Origin of the sequence: Hyphomicrobium sp. LHD-15 (assembly GCF_031157355.1) — a bacterium.
Lineage (GTDB): Bacteria > Pseudomonadota > Alphaproteobacteria > Rhizobiales > Hyphomicrobiaceae > Hyphomicrobium_C.
On sequence record NZ_JAVIFT010000001.1, the window covers coordinates 341,699 to 362,114 of the forward strand.

Annotated in this window: 23 protein-coding genes; 9 read left to right on the plus strand and 14 right to left on the minus strand. The window is 62.3% G+C overall.

What is annotated here, in order from left to right; genetic code table 11:
• The first annotated feature begins 93 nt into the window (after nt 1-93).
• Nucleotides 94-1,125 carry a hydantoinase/oxoprolinase family protein gene (locus RCO24_RS01540; RefSeq protein WP_308959596.1) on the plus strand — a complete coding sequence of 344 codons (1,032 nt, stop codon included), beginning with the start codon at nt 94-96 and terminating at the stop codon, nt 1,123-1,125.
• A gap of 144 nt (nt 1,126-1,269) precedes the next feature.
• On the plus strand, nt 1,270-1,416 hold the full coding sequence (locus tag RCO24_RS01545; RefSeq protein ID WP_308959597.1) for a hypothetical protein: 147 nt from the start codon (nt 1,270-1,272) through the stop codon (nt 1,414-1,416).
• A 13-nt stretch (nt 1,417-1,429) separates the two neighbouring features.
• Here RCO24_RS01545 and RCO24_RS01550 read toward each other — a convergent pair whose 3' ends face one another.
• Genes RCO24_RS01550 through RCO24_RS01585 form a run of 8 tightly spaced genes read right to left on the minus strand, consistent with a single transcriptional unit; the run spans nt 1,430 to nt 6,997 of the window.
• On the minus strand, nt 1,430-2,014 hold the full coding sequence (locus RCO24_RS01550) for a DUF447 domain-containing protein (RefSeq protein ID WP_308959599.1): 585 nt from the start codon (nt 2,012-2,014) through the stop codon (nt 1,430-1,432).
• Between the two features lie 41 nt (nt 2,015-2,055).
• The gene (locus RCO24_RS01555; RefSeq protein ID WP_308959600.1) at nt 2,056-2,739 is read right to left on the minus strand and encodes a uridylate kinase; all 684 of its coding nucleotides are present in this window, start codon (nt 2,737-2,739) and stop codon (nt 2,056-2,058) included.
• Entirely contained in the window at nt 2,736-3,176 is a 441-nt protein-coding gene (locus RCO24_RS01560) for a dihydroneopterin aldolase (RefSeq protein WP_308959601.1), read from the minus strand. The genes RCO24_RS01555 and RCO24_RS01560 overlap by 4 nt, the downstream gene beginning before the upstream one ends.
• The gene (locus RCO24_RS01565; RefSeq protein WP_308959603.1) at nt 3,173-3,919 is read right to left on the minus strand and encodes a (5-formylfuran-3-yl)methyl phosphate synthase; all 747 of its coding nucleotides are present in this window, start codon (nt 3,917-3,919) and stop codon (nt 3,173-3,175) included. Before RCO24_RS01565 ends, RCO24_RS01560 begins: the two co-directional genes overlap by 4 nt.
• A gap of 58 nt (nt 3,920-3,977) precedes the next feature.
• On the minus strand, nt 3,978-4,709 hold the full coding sequence (locus RCO24_RS01570) for an ATP-binding cassette domain-containing protein (RefSeq protein ID WP_308959604.1): 732 nt from the start codon (nt 4,707-4,709) through the stop codon (nt 3,978-3,980).
• Nucleotides 4,706-5,494, minus strand: a complete 789-nt coding sequence (locus tag RCO24_RS01575; RefSeq protein WP_308959605.1) for an ABC transporter permease — start codon at nt 5,492-5,494, stop codon at nt 4,706-4,708. Before RCO24_RS01575 ends, RCO24_RS01570 begins: the two co-directional genes overlap by 4 nt.
• Nucleotides 5,481-6,467: an ABC transporter substrate-binding protein gene (locus RCO24_RS01580; RefSeq protein ID WP_308959606.1), complete on the minus strand. Its 987-nt coding sequence runs from the start codon at nt 6,465-6,467 to the stop codon at nt 5,481-5,483. Before RCO24_RS01580 ends, RCO24_RS01575 begins: the two co-directional genes overlap by 14 nt.
• Entirely contained in the window at nt 6,464-6,997 is a 534-nt protein-coding gene (locus tag RCO24_RS01585; protein ID WP_308959607.1) for a DUF3280 domain-containing protein, read from the minus strand. Before RCO24_RS01585 ends, RCO24_RS01580 begins: the two co-directional genes overlap by 4 nt.
• 234 nt (nt 6,998-7,231) lie before the next feature.
• On the opposite strand from RCO24_RS01585, the gene RCO24_RS01590 reads away from it, so the two are divergent.
• The 5 genes from RCO24_RS01590 (at nt 7,232) to RCO24_RS01610 (ending at nt 12,454) form a co-directional block, all read left to right on the plus strand.
• Nucleotides 7,232-8,605 carry an ABC transporter substrate-binding protein gene (locus RCO24_RS01590; protein ID WP_308959608.1) on the plus strand — a complete coding sequence of 458 codons (1,374 nt, stop codon included), beginning with the start codon at nt 7,232-7,234 and terminating at the stop codon, nt 8,603-8,605.
• Between the two features lie 28 nt (nt 8,606-8,633).
• On the plus strand, nt 8,634-9,614 hold the full coding sequence (locus tag RCO24_RS01595) for a PQQ-dependent catabolism-associated beta-propeller protein (protein ID WP_374990901.1): 981 nt from the start codon (nt 8,634-8,636) through the stop codon (nt 9,612-9,614).
• 176 nt (nt 9,615-9,790) lie between these two features.
• Nucleotides 9,791-10,600: an ABC transporter ATP-binding protein gene (locus RCO24_RS01600; protein WP_308959610.1), complete on the plus strand. Its 810-nt coding sequence runs from the start codon at nt 9,791-9,793 to the stop codon at nt 10,598-10,600.
• A complete protein-coding gene (locus RCO24_RS01605; RefSeq protein ID WP_308959611.1) occupies nt 10,597-11,685 on the plus strand; it encodes an ABC transporter permease in 1,089 nt (362 codons plus the stop codon). The genes RCO24_RS01600 and RCO24_RS01605 overlap by 4 nt, the downstream gene beginning before the upstream one ends.
• 52 nt (nt 11,686-11,737) lie before the next feature.
• A complete protein-coding gene (locus RCO24_RS01610) occupies nt 11,738-12,454 on the plus strand; it encodes a hypothetical protein (RefSeq protein WP_308959612.1) in 717 nt (238 codons plus the stop codon).
• Nucleotides 12,455-12,575: 121 nt separating this feature from the next.
• Here the strand turns inward: RCO24_RS01610 and RCO24_RS01615 are convergent, their stop codons facing one another.
• From RCO24_RS01615 to RCO24_RS01630, 4 genes are all read right to left on the minus strand, one after another.
• Nucleotides 12,576-13,169 carry a PQQ-dependent catabolism-associated CXXCW motif protein gene (locus tag RCO24_RS01615; RefSeq protein ID WP_308959613.1) on the minus strand — a complete coding sequence of 198 codons (594 nt, stop codon included), beginning with the start codon at nt 13,167-13,169 and terminating at the stop codon, nt 12,576-12,578.
• 49 nt (nt 13,170-13,218) lie between these two features.
• Entirely contained in the window at nt 13,219-14,085 is an 867-nt protein-coding gene (locus RCO24_RS01620) for a substrate-binding domain-containing protein (RefSeq protein WP_308959614.1), read from the minus strand.
• Between the two features lie 45 nt (nt 14,086-14,130).
• A complete protein-coding gene (locus tag RCO24_RS01625; RefSeq protein ID WP_308959615.1) occupies nt 14,131-14,721 on the minus strand; it encodes a c-type cytochrome, methanol metabolism-related in 591 nt (196 codons plus the stop codon).
• A 238-nt stretch (nt 14,722-14,959) separates the two neighbouring features.
• Nucleotides 14,960-16,783: a PQQ-dependent dehydrogenase, methanol/ethanol family gene (locus RCO24_RS01630; RefSeq protein ID WP_308959616.1), complete on the minus strand. Its 1,824-nt coding sequence runs from the start codon at nt 16,781-16,783 to the stop codon at nt 14,960-14,962.
• A gap of 553 nt (nt 16,784-17,336) precedes the next feature.
• On the opposite strand from RCO24_RS01630, the gene RCO24_RS01635 reads away from it, so the two are divergent.
• Complete coding sequence (locus tag RCO24_RS01635) at nt 17,337-18,329, plus strand: quinoprotein relay system zinc metallohydrolase 2 (RefSeq protein ID WP_308959617.1); 993 nt, start codon at nt 17,337-17,339, stop codon at nt 18,327-18,329.
• 70 nt (nt 18,330-18,399) lie between these two features.
• Entirely contained in the window at nt 18,400-19,233 is an 834-nt protein-coding gene (locus RCO24_RS01640) for a quinoprotein dehydrogenase-associated SoxYZ-like carrier (RefSeq protein ID WP_308959619.1), read from the plus strand.
• A gap of 116 nt (nt 19,234-19,349) precedes the next feature.
• On the opposite strand, the gene RCO24_RS01645 is transcribed toward RCO24_RS01640, so the two are convergent.
• Nucleotides 19,350-19,733 (minus strand): hypothetical protein, encoded by a 384-nt coding sequence (locus tag RCO24_RS01645; RefSeq protein WP_308959620.1) that lies wholly within the window; start codon nt 19,731-19,733, stop codon nt 19,350-19,352.
• Nucleotides 19,730-20,407 carry a hypothetical protein gene (locus tag RCO24_RS01650; protein ID WP_308959621.1) on the minus strand — a complete coding sequence of 226 codons (678 nt, stop codon included), beginning with the start codon at nt 20,405-20,407 and terminating at the stop codon, nt 19,730-19,732. The genes RCO24_RS01645 and RCO24_RS01650 overlap by 4 nt, the downstream gene beginning before the upstream one ends.
• Nucleotides 20,408-20,416 lie beyond the last annotated feature (9 nt).

The window sequence follows — 20,416 nt, forward strand, 5'->3', positions numbered from 1 at the left end:
TCGCGCGTGATGTAACACAATCGGCGAAGAAACATCGGCCGGGCTTTCCACCCTCCTCCACGCGCCTTGCCGCAAGAACGAGCGATCTTATCCATGACCGTAGTTGCGGGACTCGACGTCGGCGGCGCGCACCTCAAGATTGCGCTGGTGGAAGCGCAGCGCACCATCGCCGTGCGCCAGATCGCGTGCCCCCTCTGGCAAGGGCTCGACAAGCTCGATACGGCGCTGGCCGAGGCTCGCCCGCTGCTCGCCGGCGCAGAGCGCGTCGCCATCACCATGACGGGCGAATTGTCGGATCTCTTTGCCGACAGGGAGACGGGCGTCGCGACGCTCGTTGCGCGCCTGTCCGAAGAGCTTCACGACAAGGCGTGGTTCTGGATGGGGCCACGCGGGTTCGGAACGGCCGACACCGCGCGGGCGCATCACGCAGATGTCGGCTCCACCAATTTTCTCGCAACCGCGACGCTCGTCGGGCGGACGTTTCAGGACGCGCTGCTGATCGACTTCGGATCGACCACCGCGGACATCATTCCGGTCAAATCGGGTGTGCCGTCACCGCGCGGCGTCACGGACGCGGAGCGGCAAACAACGGACGAGCTCGTCTATACCGGCTTTACGCGGACGGCAGTGATGGGTGTCGCATCGCAGGCGCCGTTCCAAGGACGCTGGGTGGGTCTTGCGCGCGAATATCTCGCGACGATGGCCGACGTACGCCGCATCCTCGGCGCCAACCTCGACGGCATCGATCTGCATGCGACGGCGGACGGCAAGGGCAAGACGCTCGCGGAGAGCCTGGCACGGTTCGGGCGCATGCTGGGACGTGATAGCCACGATGGCACATTGGAGGATTGGCGGGCGGCGGCCGCGCATATCCGCGAGCTACAGATCCGCTCGATCCAGGACGGCGCGGCGCGCGTGCTTTCGGCGCATGGCCTGCCCAAGGATGCTCCGGTGATTGCCGCCGGGATCGGCGCGGGGGACGTCGGTGAAGTTGCACGGCGCCTGGATCGGACCTGCGTGCGTTTCGGAACGCTGACCAATTCCGATCCGGCGTGTGAAGCCTGGGCCACGGCGTGCGCGCCTGCCGTTTCCGTGGCGCACCTTTTGGCTTCGGAGCTGGCCTAAAAAGGTCGGCGGGCTGCCACGCGGGACCTTTCAAAAGTGTTAACAGATTTCATCTGATATCTGCGGCGTTCTGAAGCGACCTCTAATGCCTTGCTGCTAGACTCTCCTCATAACCAGAACAACACGCCTCAACGGGGAGAGGCCATGAAAACAACGCTCACCATTCTTGCAGCCATTGTCATGCCCGGCGGGCTCATCATCCTGGCCGTCGGGCTGGCAACCTTCTACCTGGCCCGCTATCGTGCCCGCCAGAAAGCCGCCGGCCTGCAGATGCCGGCCGGCGCTTGCTAACCAGCCAACATCACTACTTCTTGCGCGCGGCATCCAGATCGCCGCGGCGGTAGGCGTCGATGCGCTCCATCAGCCAGCCCCACGCCTCTGTCTCGCGCGGGCCTGCGGTCTTGGAAATCGCAATCTCGAGATATTTGAGCTCGGCGTCGATCTTTTCCGGCGGCAGCATCGAAAGGCGCGTCGACAGCACCGCAAGCTCGAGCACCGCGGCTTCGGCCCGGTTGTAGCCGCTCCAGACCGCGTGGCTCGCGGTGTGCACGATCTTGCAATGAAAGCGCGGGCGCTGTGCATCTTCCGTGACCCGCTCCACGGCGAGCTCCCAGTGCGAGACCGCATCCCTCAATCGAACGCCCTTGACGACATCAGCGGGGATCGTCGGCCAGTCCCTACGGCCGGTGATGCAGCCTGCGAACACACGCACGTCGCCGGTATGGCTCGCGACCGCGCATGGATTGGCGACAAGATTATCGTGCGTGCGCGACGGCTTGAACGGCGCGATGATCCAGCCGTCGCTGTCCTCGATCAAGCCGAGCGGAGCGATGTGCGGCGTGCCGGCTGCATCCGTCGTCGTGACAATGGTCTCGACGATACGTGGCATGCTCTCTCCTGTGATCCTGCGAGCGAAGCGGCGCTCGGCCGTTACCTCACCTTGCCGGCGATGCCCCTACCACGGGCGCTGCGTTGCGTCGACCTCGTGCCACGCCGGCGCATGGCGGGTGCGCGCGGCGCCTGCCGGAGGGGAGCTACATCCAACAGCTCCGAAAGGGTTTTCTCTTCACCCGGTCCCAGAACGCGCCAGGCAAGATCCGCGCGTTCGACGATGACCGGAAACACCGGATCGACGACGCCTTGCCGCGCGAGGGTCTTGGCCGCAGCGGTGCGCCTCACGGTGCGGGATTTGACGAGCACAAGCTCCACATCGGCAAGCCGCTCGGCTAAGCGAGCAGCGAGCCCGTCGGAGGTGATTGTCCAGTTGCGGGGAATGCGGCGGTCGCCTGCGCAGAGCTTGGCCGGAAGCCAGATCGGGACGCGCCGCATGCGCCACGCCCGCTCGATACCGATCAACGTCTCGGCGGCGACGAAGCGCGGCTCGATCGCGATCATGGCTTCGGCCATCTGGTGCATGGCAAGCAGCGCCATTTGGTGGGCCGCCTCGTCGGAGAAGCGAAGCAGGGTCTGCGTTTCTCTCACCGCGTCGGCGAACGGCCCGCCACCGGGCACGATGACAACCGAACGCCGTGCCCTGCGTACGATTGCGAGCATCGCGCGAAGCCTGCCGCTTTCAGCCAGACTGCCCCCAAGCTTGAGGACGACCGGCGTCACGTCTTCTCCACCCGCGTTCGGAAGATCTCGACGCCGCGCACCGGCCCGCGCTCGAGCTTCTCGATGCGAATGCGCATGGCGGAGAGACGGCGATCCTTGAGGCAGCGCTCGGCGATGCTCTCGGCGAAGGTCTCGATCAGGTTGATGTGGCCTGCGGCGGTGATGTCGTTCACCGCATCGATGATGTCGGTGTAGGACGGCACGGTATCCATGTCGTCGTTTCCGGCGCGGACATCGGCGGAAAGATACGCATCGACGGTGAGGCGCACTTTTTGCGTGACGCCTTTTTCCTCGGCGTAGACGCCGATGTTGCAGTCGATCACCCAATCCTTGAGGAAGATGCAGTCGCGACCCAGGGTTTCGGGTGCTTTGGCGGTTGCGGGCGTTTCCGCGACGCGGACCGTTTCCTTGATGCTCACTTTATGTTGCGTGCTCACGGCGTGACTTCCAACTCGAGGCCGGTGTCGGAACCGGCGGGTGTGGGTGTGATCGGGATGGCGCGGCGCACGGCGGCAAACGCGGCGGCGTCGAGTGCCTGGCGGCGGTCTCGCGCGCGGCACAGCGCGCCACGGAAACCGAGCACGTCGGGCGCGAGCGTCAACAACTGTGGGATCTGCTCCAGGCGAAGCGATCCCGCCAATCCCGTCATGAGGCCCAGCGCCTGTGCTTCGGCCACGAATTGGGCAAGCTCGGCGGGGCGACGATGATCGAGCAGCGTGCGGCCATCCTTCGCGGCGGTATCGAGCATCACGCCGGCGAAACGCGCTTCCGCCAGCGCCGGCACGAGACCGCGATCGAACGGCGCATCGGCGAGAAGAACCGCAACCAGCTGCGTCTCTTGCGCAAGCCCCGCGCCGAGGTGGCGCACAGTCGCCCGCGCATCCCCGCCGGGAAAGAAACCGATCTTGACGATGTCGCAGCCGGTCTTCGCCATGGCGCGCGCCGCGCGACCTATCAGCTCCGGGTCGGACGGCAGATCCCCTATCGTCGCGCTCACCGGAATATGGCCCGGTACCGCACGTCGGATCGCCGCGACGACGTCGTGCGGGAGCGCGCCGAGCGCGCCGGCCGAGGGCTCTTTGCAATCGATGATGTCGGCACCGTGCGCAGCGGCAAGGCGCGCTTCCGCCTCGGACGTCACGCTGGCAAGAAGGCGGACGCGCGGACGCTTCGTCGTCATTATGTCGTCGCCTGCATTGCGGGGGCTCACGTGCTCAGGGATTCAGTCCGGCGGGACCTTACGTCCCTTCAAAAATGCGATTCTGCTCGGCCCGCACCTTGTCCCGATCGGTCCGTTCGGACGGGGAGAGGCGCACGGTCTCTTCTTGGACGATAGTTGCATTTGCGCCCGAGAGACGCAAGATACGCGTGCCCAGCATCACCGCCTCGGTGCGGTCGTGGGTGATGAAAATCACCGTGGTCGGACGGCGGTTCCAGAGCCCGATCAAGAGCTCGCGCAGGCCCTGGGCAGTCGGATCGTCCAAGGAAACGAACGGCTCGTCCATCAGCAGTACATCCGGCTCGGTAATGAAGCCGCGCGCGAGCGCCGCCCGGCGCTGCATGCCGAGGGACAGACGCTCGGGATACTGCGACGAAAAACCATCCAGGCCGACATGACGCAGCATCTCCTCGATGCGGTCATGACGTGAATCGCCATCCGGCAGTGCGAGCGCGATGTTCTCGCCCACCGTTCGCCACGGCAACAGACGCGGCGACTGGAAGATGTAGCCGATGTTTACATCAGGCCCGCCGAGATCGACCTCGCCTTCGTAATCCTGATCAAGCCCAGCGACAATGTTCAAGAGAGTCGACTTGCCGCTACCGGACGGGCCGGTCAGCACCACGAAAGAGCGCGGCTCGATATCGATCGAGATGTCCTTCAGAACGACCTGCTCGTCGCGTCCTGCAACCGCAGGATAGCTTTTCCGCGCGACACGGATTTTCAACGGACGGCTCGTGACGTCGCTCATCGGCGCCACCTGTTAACGCGCGCCGCGATCGGCTGGAGGATGCCGAACTCGATGAGCTGGACGATCACGATGAACGCCAGAGCGTAAGCAAGGATCATGGAGACGTCGAACATCTGGAAATAAGTGCCGAGTTGGAAGCCTACGCCATCGGAACGTCCGAGCAGCTCGACGACGAGAACGATCTTCCAGACCAGCGACAGGCCGGTGCGGGCGGATGCGAGGAAGAACGGCGCCAGCTGAGGCAGCGTCACGTGCCGCAGCGTCTTCCACCATCCGAACCGATACATGTGGGCCATTTCGGCGAGATCACGCGACAAGCTGCGCGCGCCTTCGCGTACCGTCACGGCGACGTTCGGGATCTTGTTCACGGCCACGGCGGTGATGGCGGCGACTTCCGTGCGGCCAAACCAGACGTAGCAAAGGATGATGACGACGAGCGCGGGCAAGTTCAGAAACAGAATGAGCCAGGTGTCGAAGAAATTGTCGGCGCGTGCGTTGCGCCCGAGAAGGATGCCGATGCTCGATCCGATCAGCATCGCGACCACGAAGGCGATGACCACGCGATAAAGGGTCATGGCGATATGAAAGGTGAGCTCGCCGCTCGCGAACTCGCGCATCATTGCCGCAAACACGACCGTCGGCGGGGGAAAGTGACGATGCTGCAAGAGAAGTGCGAGCACTTCCCAGAACAGCAGGAATCCCAGGATGGAGCCGATCGCCCATGCGAGACGCACGGACAAAGGCTGGTCGGAGCGGGCGCGCGGGGCGGTGTTAAGTCGCTGCATGATGGAACAGCTTAGGATCGAATTCGGTGCCGTGCCCCATCAATTCCGCGTCACCGGCTTCGACGAGAACCTGCATGAGCTTCTCAGCCGATTTGACCTCGGCGGCCCCCCACGGCTTCGGGATGCCGGCGCGATAAGAGGCGATAATCGCGCGGAACTCTCCGTCGGTTTCCGGCTTCACAAGCGGACGAAGACGCTCCCACGCACCGTCGTCGACGGCAAGCACGGCATTGGCTTCCTGCACGATGCCGAGCAACTTCGTGATTTCTCCGGCGTGGACCGCCTCGTAGTCTTCCTTCCAGATGAAACCGACGAGCGCAGGCACGGGATCGATGCCGAGGTCCTTCATCACCGTGTCGATGGTCAGGATCTCCTTGAAGCCGCTGCCCGTCAGGCGCGCGGCGTAGGTCCAGAAGTTCAAGACCGCATCGATGCGGCCGGACCGCATTTCTTCAGCCAGCAGCGGTGCGGCTCCGAACGATGGGCGCGCGTACTGGGCCATGTCGCGGCCCAAAACCTTCTTGGAATAGGCGCGCAGCAACAGCCAGCTTTTGTCGATCGCGGAGCCGGCTACACCCAGCGCCTTGCCTTCAAGGCCGCTGATGGCCGTGATGCCACTTTTCTCAGGCACGACGACGGCACCGAGTGCCGAAGAATAGGGCGCGAACTTGAGCTTCTCGCCGAGCGCACGCTGGCGCATCGCCCAGGTCCAATCGGAGACGATCACGTCGGCGCCGCTCGCGAGAAGCGCTACGGGGCCGGCCTGATTGGAGGCGACGTCGATCACCTCGATTTCGAGCCCCGCTTTCTTGTCGAGCTCGAGCGCGCGGATGGTGGCGATCACCCACGATAGCGTTCCGTACTTGACCGACGCGAGCCGCAAGGGAGGTGCCGCGGCTCTCAGCGGCCAAGGCGCCGCGGCCGCAGCGAGGGCAAGCCCCGTGCACGCCAATAGCCGGCGGCGATCGATCATTGGGGCTTTCCTTCCGCAAGCAGGCGATTTCTCGCCAACCAACGCACGCCGTGTAGCCAAGCTTCGTCGGTGTTGCCCTGTATGAGCACGCTGGCGTTGCGGACGAGCTTGCTCGCAGCGACATCGACAATGGCGACCGTCAAACTCAGATGCGTTTCGGAAATCTTGTCGATGTTGCTCGTCATCAGGAGATCGGCCTTGGCCTTCTCGGCGATCGGAACCTCACAACCGTTACAGTTGTAGATCGGCTGAGCCGCTGTGATTTCAGCGGCGAGCGGGGTGAGGTCCACAAGCTCGTAGCGACCATTGGCGGAGAGCAGCTTGCGCAGCTCGTCCTGCGCCATAGACAGGCGGCGCTGCTCGTCGGGGCTGGGCCCGCGGGTGCCCGGGAAAAAATCGTCCTCGGAGCGCGGAAACGACATATCGATCGGGAAGATTGCCAATTTCTGCCCCGCCGATGCGGCGCCCGAGAGAGCCGCTGTCGCCGTCATGAATGCCGCCAGCCAAGCCTGCGCGCGCGCTCGTGTCATTGCACCTTACCGTCCTGAAAATAGCACTGTGTGCTTACACTATAACGTGCGTTCGGTGGCTACGGATTTGCAAGTGCAATGTCCGCAGGGCGACGTTCACGCGCTGTAACAAAAGCGAGAGGCGCCAAGCTCGTGAACTTGACAATTGGCAATACGATGCGATGTTCCCTGGGAAGATGTTACAATATACCCGGCAATTCGGCATTGCCGGAATGTCCGCCGGGAGGACAACGCATGATGGTTTTTACTGGGCCGGGGCTTCGGCTCGCCCGGTCTGTTTTTTGTCGTCCTCATCGCTCCGTACGTAGGGGTTTCGCCCTCCTTGTCGCGTTCGTGGGCGTGCTGGCGGCCTCCGCGGCGGTCTCTGTTGCAGTGCACGCGCAGGCTCCGGCGCCGGCTGAGCAACCTGCCGCTCCGCCTGCCCCGGCCGCCGCCCCCGCTGCGGACGCAGCCAACAGCGCCGCGGAAGGCGATATACTGAAAATCCGGATTCTGATGGCGCGAGAGATCCGCGAGGATCGCCTGCCTCCGCTGTCTCTGCTCGACATTCCGCCGCCCGACGACGGCGTTGCCGGTGCCAAGCTCGCGATTGCCGACAACAACACGACCGGGCAGTTCCTGAAGCAGGAGTTCATTCTCGACACCGTGCAAAGTGCGACGGCGCAGGAACTCGTCGCCGAGGTCAAAAAGCGCGTCGACGAAGGCATCGCCTATGTCGTCGTGGATGCTTCGGAAGCGACGCTGCTTGCTATCTCCGATGCGATCAAGGACAAGGACGCCGTGCTCTTCAACGCGTCCGCACCGGATGAAGGGCTGCGCGAGGAACAGTGTCGCGTCAACATCAAGCACACCGCGCCGTCCCGCTCGATGCTTGCCGACGCGCTTGGCCAATACATGGCGTGGAAGCAGTGGCGGAAATGGCTGCTGGTGATCGGCCCTGCGCCCGAAGACAAAGCCTATGCCGAAGCTATCCGGCGCACGGCCAAGCGCTTCGGACACAAGATCGTCGAGGAGCGGGTTTTCAACTACGATCCCGGCAGCCGTAGATCCGATGGCGGCTTCGAGCAAATTCAGCAGCAAATTCCAGGCTTTATGCAGGGTGCGCCGGAGCACGACGTGGTCGTCGTGGCAGACGAAGGCGAGCTCTTCGGCGACTACTTCCCGTATCGCACCTGGACGGCGCGACCTGTGATCGGCACCTCCGGGCTGTTCGCCACCTCGTGGCATCCCGCCGTCGAGCTGTGGGGCGGCACGCAGTTCCAGAACCGCTTCAAGCGGCTCGCCGGGCGGCTCATGCGTCCGCTCGACTACAATGTCTGGATGGCGGTGCGTTCGGTCGGCGAAGCGGCAACGCGCAAGAAAACCGGCGATGGCAAGACGCTGATCGCCTACATGCGCTCGCCCGAATTCGAGCTCGCGGCATTCAAGGGCCAGAAGCTGACGTACCGGTCCTGGAACGGGCAGCTTCGTCAGCCGATTTTGATCGCCACCGCCAAGATCCACGTGACGGTGTCGCCTCAACAGGGCTTCCTGCACCAGCTCACCGAACTCGACACGCTCGGTGTCGACCAGCCCGAAACCAAGTGCACCGCTTTCAAGAACAAATAATGCGTGTGAACCCCCAAGGAGCTTCGACGTGACAAGAAATCGGCAAGGTCTCGTGTTTGCGCTGGCCGCTTCAATGCTGGCCTTCACCGCTTCCAACGCGCTCGCTTACAAGGTGTTCGTCTCCAACGAAAAGGAGAACACCATCTCGGTCATCGACAGCGAAACGCTCGCGGTGGTGCATACGATCAAGACCGGAAACCGCCCGCGCGGCATCATTCTCGCGAACGAGGGCAAGTGGGTGATCGTGTGCGCGAGCGACGACCACAAAATGCAGGTGTTCGACACCAGCACCTTCGAATACGTAAAGGATCTTCCGTCGGGTCCCGATCCGGAATTGCCGATCCTGCATACGTCGGGCAACCCGCTTTACGTCTCGAACGAAGACGACAATCTCGTCACGATCGTCGATATCTTCAAAGGCACCATCATTACCGACGTGCCGGTCGGCGTGGAGCCCGAGGGCATGGGCATGAGCCCGGACGGCAAGGTGCTCGTCAATACGTCCGAGACGACCAACATGGCGCATTTCATCGATGCGCATACCTACAAAAACCTCGACAACGTGCTTGTCGACAACCGCCCGCGCGTCGCCGAGTTCACCCCCGACGGCAAGCAGGTGTGGGTTTCGGCCGAGATCGGCGGAACGGTGACCGTGATCGACGCGGCGACGCGCAAGGTCGTCGGCAAGGTCAACTTCGAAATCCAGGGCATCACGAAAGATGCGATCCAGCCCGTGGGCGTTCGCATCACGAAGGATTCGAAGAAGGCGTTCGTCGCGCTCGGGCCGGCTAACCGCATCGCGGTGGTCGATACCGCAACGCTCAAGGTCGAGAAATATCTGCTCGTCGGGCAGCGCGTCTGGAACCTCGGGTTCACTCCCGACGAAAAGCTCCTGTTCACCACCAATGGTACCTCGAACGACGTGTCGGTGATCGATGTCGCCTCTCTCAAGGTGACAAAATCGATCAAGGTCGGGCGTTATCCGTGGGGCGTCGTCGTGGCTCCCTAAGACTCGGGAGCATTCGGCGAATGTCCGGGAAAGGATAGCGACCAAGTTCAAGTCGACTGGCAAGGGCGAGTGCGCGATACTCCAATCGCCCGAATGTGGTTGTGATCCAGCCAGGCGACATCGAACGGTCCTGCACGCCCCAACGAGAAAAATCTAGCCGGGATAGTCAGCAACACGTGACGCGCGCTCATACACAAAGCTCGGCCCAGGCCGGCAGCTCGAACCAGGCGACGGGCACGACACCGGATGCGCTCGTCGTCAGTGGCGTCAGCCATTCGTTCGGCGACAAGCGGGTTCTCGACGACGTGTCGCTGACGGTCCCGAAGGGCACGTTCGCGGTGCTGCTCGGCCTCAACGGCGCCGGCAAGTCGACGCTGTTCTCGCTGATCACGCGCCTTTATGACAACGTCTCCGGCGAGATCCGCATTCTCGGCCACGACGTGCGCCGGAAGCCCGGCGCGGCGCTGCAACGGCTCGGCGTGGTGTTCCAGTCGAAAACTCTCGATGCCGACCTCACACTGCAACAGAACCTGCTCTATCACGCGGCGCTGCACGGCATCGGGCGCGGAGAAGCCAAACGGCGTGCAGCGGAAGCGCTGGCAATAGTCGGGCTTGAGGACCGGGCGCTCGAGAAGGTGCGCAATCTTTCGGGTGGACAGGCGCGCCGCGTGGAAATCGCGCGCTCGCTGATGCATCAACCGGGCGTTCTGTTGCTCGACGAGGCAACGGTCGGCCTCGATATCGGCTCACGCGAAAGCGTGATTTCGATCGTACGCGGGCTCGTGCAACGCCAAGGGCTCGGCGTGCTATGGGCCACGCATCTCATCGACGAAATCGCGGACACCGACCTCATCGTCGTGCTGCACCGCGGAAAAGTTCTCTTTTCGGGGCAACTCTCCGGAATTCTTGCGACCACGGGAGCCGCAAACGCCCGCGATGCGTTCCGCATCCTGACGGGCACCTCATCTTCGGCGGAGGCCGCATGAACGTGGATATCGTGCGATCCGGCGCTACACCCTCTAAGCAATCCATTGCGGATGCGGCCCGGAGGCTGGGACCGCTTGGCTACCTCGCTTGTTTCCGCGGCATCGTCTGGCGTGAAGTGCTTCGCTTCCTGCATCAGCGCGAGCGCTTCTTCTCGGCGCTGGTGCGGCCGCTGGTTTGGCTATTCATTTTCGCGGCCGGTTTCCGGCAGGTTCTCGGCGTCTCGATCATTCCGCCCTACGAGACCTACGTTCTCTACGAGGTATACGTCGTCCCCGGCCTGCTCGGCATGATCCTGCTGTTCAACGCGATGCAATCGTCGCTGTCGATGGTCTACGACCGCGAGACCGGCGCTATGCGGACGCTGCTGGTGAGCCCCTTCCCGCGTTCCTTTCTGCTGCTTTCCAAGCTGATCGGCGGCGTCGCCGTCGCGGCTATCCAATCGTACGTGTTTCTCGCCATCTTCTATTTCTGGGAAGCGGACATGCCTTACAGCGCCCATCTGGCGCTGCTCGCGTTGCCCGCAGCCCTGATCTTGCTGCTCATCGCGAACGCGACATTCGACTTCATGTCCGAAGCCACGATCCAGAAGGCCATGCTCGTCACCGCCGTGCTCGAGCTTCTGGTGCTGGCCGGCGCGATCTACTACTGGCAGCTTTCGCCGCCATCCATGAACTACTTCACCGTGCTGCCGGCGCTACTGCTCGCAGGGCTCATGCTGGGATCGCTGTCGCTCTTCATCTCATCGGTGATCAAGCAGCTCGAAAATTTCGCGGGCGTCATGAACTTCGTGATCTTTCCGATGTTCTTTGCTTCGTCCGCCCTCTATCCGCTGTGGCGAATCCGCGAAAGCAGCCCGCTGCTGTTCGAGATCTGCCGCCTCAATCCGTTCACTTACGCGGTCGAGCTGATCCGTTTCGCGCTCTATGGACAGATCGGGCCGCGGGTTGAAGACGGCTCGCTCGATCTTACGAATTTGTATGTCGTCGTCGGCTACACGGCGATCTTCCTAGGAGCGGCGGTCTATGCTTATAACCCTTCGAAAGGGCTGATTGCCCGACGTGGCGGTCCCGGCGGCGCGGGCTGAGCCACAAATCAGAATTCGGCGAACCTCTGGACCCATAAGCGAGACAAGAAGAATGACCAGAACCGCTTTCCTCGTTCCGTCCTTCAGGACGCTCGCGCCGGCGCTGATCGGCGCGTGCCTTTTGCTCTCCCCTGCCGCGCACGCAGGAGGCCCGCCCCCCGGCGATGCGGCCATCCCCAATCCCGACGCCCAGCAGGATGCCGTTCCCGCTCTCGACATGACGGTCGATTGGCCATGCGTTCAGCGCAAGGTCGAGAAACTGTCGGTTTCTCAGATGTGGGACGGCCCTGCCATCGACGACGTCAAAGGCTGGTTCAGGGAGAAGGACGTTTCCGATCTGATCGAGGTGCTCGCGAGCCGGCGCGTTCCCGTCGAGCAGGGCGAAGACGCCATCAAGAAGTTCGCCGACGCCCAGCCCGCGGACAAGCGGGATGAAAAACTGGTGCTGCTGTTCGCCGGGCTATTCGACAAAGTGAACGGCCAGCGCCGCGGCGTTCTCTCCGGCATCGAGAAGTATCAGAAGTCCCAAAAGGAGCGCGCCAAGGAGCTCGAACGGCAGAGTTCGGAGATCGCGAAGCTCGAAGGCGAGGCGCCCTCAAACGAAAGCGTCGCGAACCAGCTCGACCAGGCGCGCGAGCAGTACAATTGGGCGCAACGCATCTTCCAGGAGCGCCAGCAGAGCATTCCGCTTGCGTGCGAGCTGCCGGTGCTGATCGAAGAGAGGCTCTATGCGTTCACGCGCGCGATCCGGGGCCAAATGAAGAGCTGAGCCTCGAGCCGGCGCGTGCGTTTGGCGCCGCCGGTTCGATTGATCGTGCGAAAGCGCGCTCGCACTGTCTGTTGCTTGACGAGGCGTCGTTCCGCGCTTGGAGTGCGAAGCGAGCCCGGGCTCAGGGAACAGGCGTCGCCTTGACGAGATCGAAGCCGGCCTGCTGCCAAGCGTCCGTTCCCTCCGAGAACCAGATCACGTTCGCGTAGCCCCAAGAGAGCGCGCGCTTGCCTGCGTTCCAGGACATCCAGCAGTTTTTCAGACAGAAGAACACGACCGGTTTCTTCTGGTCGTTACCAGTCAACGCCGCGAGACGGGTTTTGAAGTAATTCTCGAAGTCCGGCGACAGCACGCCATAGCCGACGTTCGGAAGCCAGTGCGCGCCTTCGATCGTCATGTGGGTCGGGTCGCGCCAGACCGTGCCGGCCGGTAGATTTGGCGGCTTTGGCGCACGCGGAAACACATCGACAAAGATGGCCGCGCGATCGCGCAGAAGCACCTCAGCGTCGTCGGAGTCGATCACACGCGCGCCTGCCAGCGTCTTCGGCACCGGGGAGCGGTAGTCATCGAGCTTGTAGCCCTCGGGCTCGGCGACCTCGTGCTCGTCGGCCGCGCGCGCATTCAGCGTCAGCCAAAGAAAAAGCGCGGCGATCGGAAGCAATCCGAACTGCGCCACGCTCTTAAATGCTCGTGTCCCCAGTGTCTCTCTACGCACGTTTCCTTCCGATCCGCCCGTAGAGATAGCCCGTGACAGCCTAAACTAACTAGTTAGTCCCTTTGGGCTGGCGCGGCTCAGTGATGAGCTTGTTGTCTTCATCGATGATCGGCACGCCGTAGTCCAGCAGGATTTTGTCGATGTCGCCCTGACGCTTGGCGATCACGTTGTTGATCTCGTGCTTCCAGGCGGTTTCGCCGGCGCGCACGCCCATCGTGATGCGATACTCGAGCCTCGGCAGCCCTGGCTGTTTCTCTTCGAGCATCGGCTGAACGTTCAGCTTCTCACCGCCGTGGCTGGCGTACCAGCCGGCGTGGGGACCCCAAAGGATACCGAGATCGATCTCGCCCGAGCGCACGTCGTTGGCCATATCCTGCATCGGGTTCTGGTAACGCGTATCGACGATGAAGAGATAGGACTTCGCATTCGGCATCAGACCAGCTTTCGCCACGTAGTCCGCGGCAGGCGCACCCGCCTGGATGCCGACCTTCTTGCCTTTGAGCTTGGGATCCAGGATCGACGTCACGCCGGCGAGATCCGAGCCCGGCTTGGTGACGAGGGCGTAAGTGGTGCGATAATAATGATTGGTGTTGAGCGTGAACTCGTCGGCCTGGACGGTTCCCATCACCAGATCGCAGCGCTTTTCAGAAAGCGTCTTGCGGACGAAACCGGTGCCTTGGGGAAACCAAGTGTATTCCACCGACGCCCGCTTCAACTCGTCGGAGACGAGCTGCGCAATCTTGTTTTCGAACCCCTCGCCTTTCTCGTTGGAATACGGAAGGTTTGCGGGGGTTCCGCAGACCCGCAATACCTGACGGTTCACGGCGTCTGCGAGATGGCCCTCGGCAGCCTCGGCACCGCCAGGAGCGGCGACGAGGCTTCCGAGAAGTAGTGCGAGTGCGGCGCGCGTTCTCATGTTTTTCTCTCTTTTTCTAGAGGCAGCCGCCGAACTGCCGGCTTATCAGCCTCCGGTGCAGCTCTTTTCGTACTCCTGAGCCGATTTCGGCTTCTCGGCGCGCTGGTCGGCGGAGAGACGGCCGCCCTGCAATGCGTCGGTCGAACGAGCACGAAGATAAATGTAGAGGTCGTCGATGTAGCACATGACGTTCGGGTTATCGCCGAGAGCCGGCATGATGTACTTGGTGCCGGCGACGTCACGCTCCTGACCGCTCGATACGACCTGGAGAAACTTCTCATAGGTCATGGTCTTGAGGGAGTCGTGCAGGGCCGGAGCGAAGCTCGAGCCTTCGGCGTTCGGGCCGTGGCAAACGTGGCACTCGGCATGATACCGGCGCCAGCCGGAATAGGTGAACCAGTCGACCTGTATCACGTGGTCGGTATTGGCGGGATCACGCTTGACGTCGTAGGTCGGCGTGCCATCGGGCAGGACCCACTTGCCGTCCTCTAGCTTTTTCCCTTCCTGGAACTGCTTCTCGAAAGCCGGATCCGGAACGGGGGCCTTCGTTTCTTCTTGGGCCATCGCCGGGCCGACAGCAAAAGCCGCGAGGCTCAAGCCCGCGGCAACGACCAAACCAAAACCAAATCTCTTCACGCGCGTCCCCTGTTTCCTGGATACTCTGCCATATCGCCCCGACCGGGAAATAACAACGTCCGAACCGGGAATTCGTTCTCACAAAATGGTGCAATTGTCCTGGACCATCTTCAACACTTGGTGACGGCCCGACGTCACGCAAGTGAGAACCAAGATTACATTCCAGCAACAACTACCCCTCAGCAATAAACCGGCGCGGGTTTCCCCGCGCCGGTCCAATTTTCTTAACAACCCAGCATTAGGGCAGTGCGTAGACCGTGAAGGTACCACCGAGATCGGTGTACGACTTCAGGCCAGCGTAGTTGCCCACTGCACCGAGACCATCCGTCGGCTTCTCAAGACCAGCGGCGAGACCGATGCCAGCCCAGCCACCGACGCCCGAGAAGAGGCCGATGTACTGCTTGCCACCCTGTGCGTAGGTCATGACGTTACCGATAGAGCCGGAAGGCAGACGATGCTTGAAGAGCTCGGCGCCATCCTTCTGGTCGCGGCACTTGAAGTAGCCGTCGAGAGTGCCGTGGCAGGCGAGACCGCCAGCCGTCGTCAGAACACCCGACCAGACCGAGAAGGGCTCGTCGTGCTGGTGAACGATCTTGCCAGCAGCGCCATCCCAAATCGTGAAGTGGCCAGTGTTCGACTTACCCTCAGGCGGGAACATCGAGAGCGTTGCGCCAACGTACGGCTGGCCAGGCGTGTACGAAACCTTGAAGGGCTCGTAGTCCATGCAGACGTTGTTGACCGGGATGTAGAAGAGGTTCGTCAGCGGCGAGTAGGCAGCCGGCTGCTGATCCTTGAAGCCGAGAGCGGCCGGGCAGACGTTCTTGGAGTTAACGTCAGGACCGTTGAGGAACGTCGACTTCGAAGCGACGACGGTCGGACGACCGTAGTTGGGCTTCGACTTGTCGAGCTCGACGCCCGTCGACCAGTTCAGGTCTTCGTCGTAAGGGTTGGCGACGAGCGGCTCGCCGGTGAGGCGGTCGATCGTGTAGCCGAAGCCGTTACGGTCGAAGTGGGTCAGAACCTTGCGATCTGCGCCACCGATCTTCTGGGTGGTGAGGATCGACTCGTTCACGCCGTCGTAGTCCCACTCATCGAACGGGGTCATCTGGTATGCCCAGGCGGCCACGCCGGTGTCGGGGTTACGAGCGAACAGCGTCATAGACCACTTCTGGTCGATCTGCTTGCCGTCCGGTCCTGCACGCTGAGCAGGGTTCCAGGTCGACGGGTTGCCCGTGCCGTAATAGAGGAGGTTGGCTTCCGGATCGTAAGAGGCATAGCCCCAGGTCGAACCGCCACCGATCTTCCACTGATCGCCCGTCCAGGTCTTCAGAGAAGAGTCCTTGCCGACCGGCTTGCCGAGCGACAGGGTCTTGTCCGGATCGACGAGGATGTCGGCGTCAGGGCCCATCGAGTAAGCGCGCCATGCACGCTTGCCGTCCTTGAGGTTGTAGGCAGTGACGTGGCAACGGACGCCGAACTCGGCGCCGGACGTGCCCATGATCACCTTGTCATTGATGATGATGACGAAGCCGGTGTGGGTCTCACCCTTCTTCGGATCACCGTTGACGGCCTTCCACTTCTCCTTGCCGGTCTTGGCGTCGAGCGCGACGAGCGTGGTGTCGGCCTGGCCAAGGATCAGCGTGTCGCCGGCGATCTGAACGCCACGGTTAACCGTGTCGCAGCACATAACCGGAATGACCGAAGGATCCTGCTTCGGCATATACTTCCAAAGGATCTTCGGACCGACGGGGTCGGAGATGTCGAGAGCGAAAACGTTGTTCGGGAATGCGGAGTTCAAGTACATCCGGTCGCCGACAACGATCGGCGAACCTTCGTGACCACGAAGAACGCCGGTCGAGAACTGCCAAGCAACCTTGAGGTCCTTGACGTTCGAAGTGTTGATCTGGTCGAGCTCAGAGTATCTCCAGCCGGAGTACTGACCCTGTTGCATAGCCCAGTTATTCGGATCTGACGTCGCCTTCTTGACGTCGTCGTTCGCCAGAACCGGCGAACTCAGAGCGACAGTGGCGAGCAGCCCACATGCGAGTGCACTTCTGCGCATCGCGCTTCCTCCTTAAAGTTCTTGCCACGCTTGCAAGCGGCAGCGAACGACAGCGTGTCACAGCCCAGTTACGGTTATCGGGATTTTTTCCCTTGTTATTCCGCTGACTTACGATCGTCGGTCCCCGCACTGAAGGACCGTCTGAAGCCATCGCTACCGTGGCACTCTTTTAGACACTTTCTCGTGAGGTCCGCAACACAAACCGTGAGACCATTTTTCTTGCAACACCGATAGGACAACTGTTCTGACCCATTTTTCAGGCCATTTTGTCGAAGTTTTTTGCGCTGCGGCACAAATTGCTGCGCCGCACGCCTAGATTTTCCCATGACAAGAGGCCTCGTCGTCCCATTGACTTTCTATATTTTATGTGAATAATTTTTGCCCTCGCTTTTCAAAAAATTACTCAGTTTTCCCTCCTAAGGCGCTGATTTTTGGGTAGTTTTTCCTGACTTTGTTGAGACAAATGCCCGCGCGGCAGATCCGCCCGCGTCGAGTTGCGCTCGGGTAGCCTTGCGCGTACAGCATGATCATTCGCAGTAACGGATTTTGGCCGATGCGGAACGACGTTCGCTCACACCTTGACCGGCGGGCGGCCCTTAGGCTCCTAAGCGCCCTATCTGGCCTGCTTGCCGCTTCGACCAAGATCTCGGGCGTCGCTTTGGCGGAGACCAGCCCAAACGCGTCCGGGACGTCGCCGTTCGCCGTCGAAATTGCCCCGAGGGTCTACGCCCACAAAGGGCACGTCGCGCTCTATGCACCCGCCAACGAAGGCGACATCTCGAACGCGGGATTCGTCGTCGGCCGGGATGCGGTGGCGGTGATCGACACCGGCGGCAGCGCGCGGGTCGGCGCCCATCTGCATCAGGCGATCCGGCAGGTCACCCAGCTCCCGATCCGCTACGTCATCAACACCCACATGCACCCCGATCACGTGTTCGGGAACAGTGCGTTCGAGGCGGATCAGCCGGCGTTCGTCGGCCATCACAAGCTCGCGCGCGGATTGAGCGCGCGAGCCGAACGTTACCTCGCGATCAACGGAGAGCTGCTCGGAGCGGACGTGTTCGCGGGGACGAAGATCGTGCTGCCGACGCTCGCGATCAGCGACGTCACGAAGCTCGATCTCGGCGGACGCGAGATCATCATCGAGCCACAGAAGACCGCGCACACCGACAACGACCTGATCGTGCGCGATTCCGAGACGGGAACGGTCTTCCTCGGCGATCTGCTGTTCTCCGAGCACATTCCGACGCTCGACGGCTCGATCCTGGGCTGGATGTCGGTGCTCGACACGCTCGCGCAGGCGCCCGCTCAGCGCGTCGTTCCCGGGCACGGACCGCCCTCGATGCCGTGGCCCGATGCAGCCAAGCCCATTCGTCACTATCTCCAGGTGGTGACCGACGAGATCCGCGCGATGATCAAGGCGGATCACACGCTTTCCGACGCGACGAAGACGGTCGGGTTTTCGGAAAGGGATGCGTGGCAGCTGTTTGAGGACTATCATGTCCGTAACGTTTCGGCGGCGTTTGCCGAGCTCGAGTGGGAGTAAGATTGCCTCAGAGCAATCACGCCAAGGAAGACATAGGGCGCGAAAAGCGCCAGACCGGAGGATGCAGTTCATGGCCTCGACCCGCACAGCAGCCCAAGGCGCTGCTCCCCTGCGCGCTCTCGCTCTGCTTGCCGCAGGACTTCTAATCGCAGCCTGCTTCTGGTCCGGTGCGCGCGCCGACGAAGAGGACATCTGGCCTGCGCTCAGAGCCGATCTTTTCGGAGAGCGGGCCGTCACCGAAGACACGACGGCCGTCTCGCTGGAGGCACCCTATCGGGCCGAGGACGCGGCGCTGGTGCCGCTCACCGTGCGCATCCCCGCGCAGATGGCGGGGTCGGTAAAAAGCCTGAAGCTGGTGATCGACAAGAACCCGGCGCCGCTGGTTGCAGATTTCACATTCGGGCCGGCAGCCGGCGCGGGTGAGCGCATGATCGAGACGCGCGTGCGCGTCGACATGTATTCGAACGTGCGCGCGATCGTCGAGACCAACGACGGCAGGCTTCTGATGGCGACGAAGTTCGTCAAGGCCGCCGGCGGCTGCTCGGCCCCGGCTCTCAAGGACACCGACGCTGCGCTCGCGGAAGCCGGCAAAATGCAGATCAAGCTTCTCGCCGGCGCGTCCGATGGACAGCGCGAAGGCGAACTCAAGATCCGCCATCCGCAGTATTCGGGCCTGCAGCTCAACCAGGTGACCGGATACTACATCCCGGCGAAATTCCTGCGCGTGATCGATGTCGAGCGGGCGGGCGAACGCGTGTTCCGCATGGAAGGCGGCATCTCGCTTTCGGAGAACCCGAGCATCCGCTTCAGCTACGCGGCCGGCGCCGACGAGACGCTTGAGGTCAAGGCCGAGGACACCGACGGGCGGACCTTCACCGGCCGCGCCACGCCCAAGGGCGCTTGAGGCTCCATCAGGAATCTCGACCCGCTCGAGACGACAAAAAAGGGCGCTCCTTTCGGGCGCCCTTCTCAATTCCTCACCTCAATTCCGCGTCACGTTTTTAACGCGGACAGGTCGCATCAGAAGCAGCGGATTTCGCCTTCCACTTGCGCGCGCTTCAGGTTGTTGACCTTCTCGCGCATAGCGGGTGCGTAGAGGTATGCGACGCTCTCGCCGCCGCGCTGGCGCACCGACATGACGGTCTCCGCCTCCTCGTATTCCTTGTAAGGAAGCACCGACGCGATCACGTCGATCGAGCACGAGCACTTGTCGAGGACGTCCCGCGTCTGGCCGTTGACCAACATGCAGCCGTAAACATAATCGGTCCGCGTGATAGTGGGATAATCGTTGACGAGCGGCGTGGCGGTTTTTTCAGCGCATTCCTCGCCGATGGCGGCGGCACCAGCCGCAACCAGGGCAACGCCCGCTGTCAACAGAACCTTGGCAAGCCTATGCTGCATCATTTCGCGTCTCCCATTCCGACGACCTTGATGTGCTCCTTGATCTCCGGGCCCGCAGCCTGCGTGCTCACGAAGTTCGACTTGAGGTCAACGAAGTATCCCGGCACTTGGTTGCTTACCACAATGACGAAGTTTGCCTTGTGGAAGCCCTGCATTTTGGACGAGCTCATGTCCTCGGCAAACGGCGTGACGTCGATCTTGAATGCATCGACGGACTGGCCGTTGTAGTCGACCTTCACAGGTTCGGCGGTGGCGTTGGCGAGGGCTTCGCGGATCTTGTGCTTAGTATACATCTGGTTGCCGCCGGCCAATGCGGTGAAGGTCGAGACCGCGCGGTCGAGATACCAGATGAAGAGCGGGTTGATGGTCAGGTCGGGCCAGTTCTGCGCGTCACGGGCGTTGTCGCCGGTGAACACCTTGAACACGACGTCGCGCTCGCCCTTGTCCTTGACGTTGGCGACGCCGAGGCGGATGTCGTCGGCGTAGTTCTTGCCGACGAGGCGCTCGTCGGAGCCGACCTTTTCAAACCGATAGGTCACCTCGGCGCCCTTGCCGACGAGATCGAGCTGGCGGGTTTCGAAGAGAATGCTGGTGGCTTTCTGATCACCGGCTGCAACGGCGGCCACGGGAATCAGCGCCAGGCAAAGCACGGCCGACGCACGCAAGAATTTCAACATGGTGTCGTT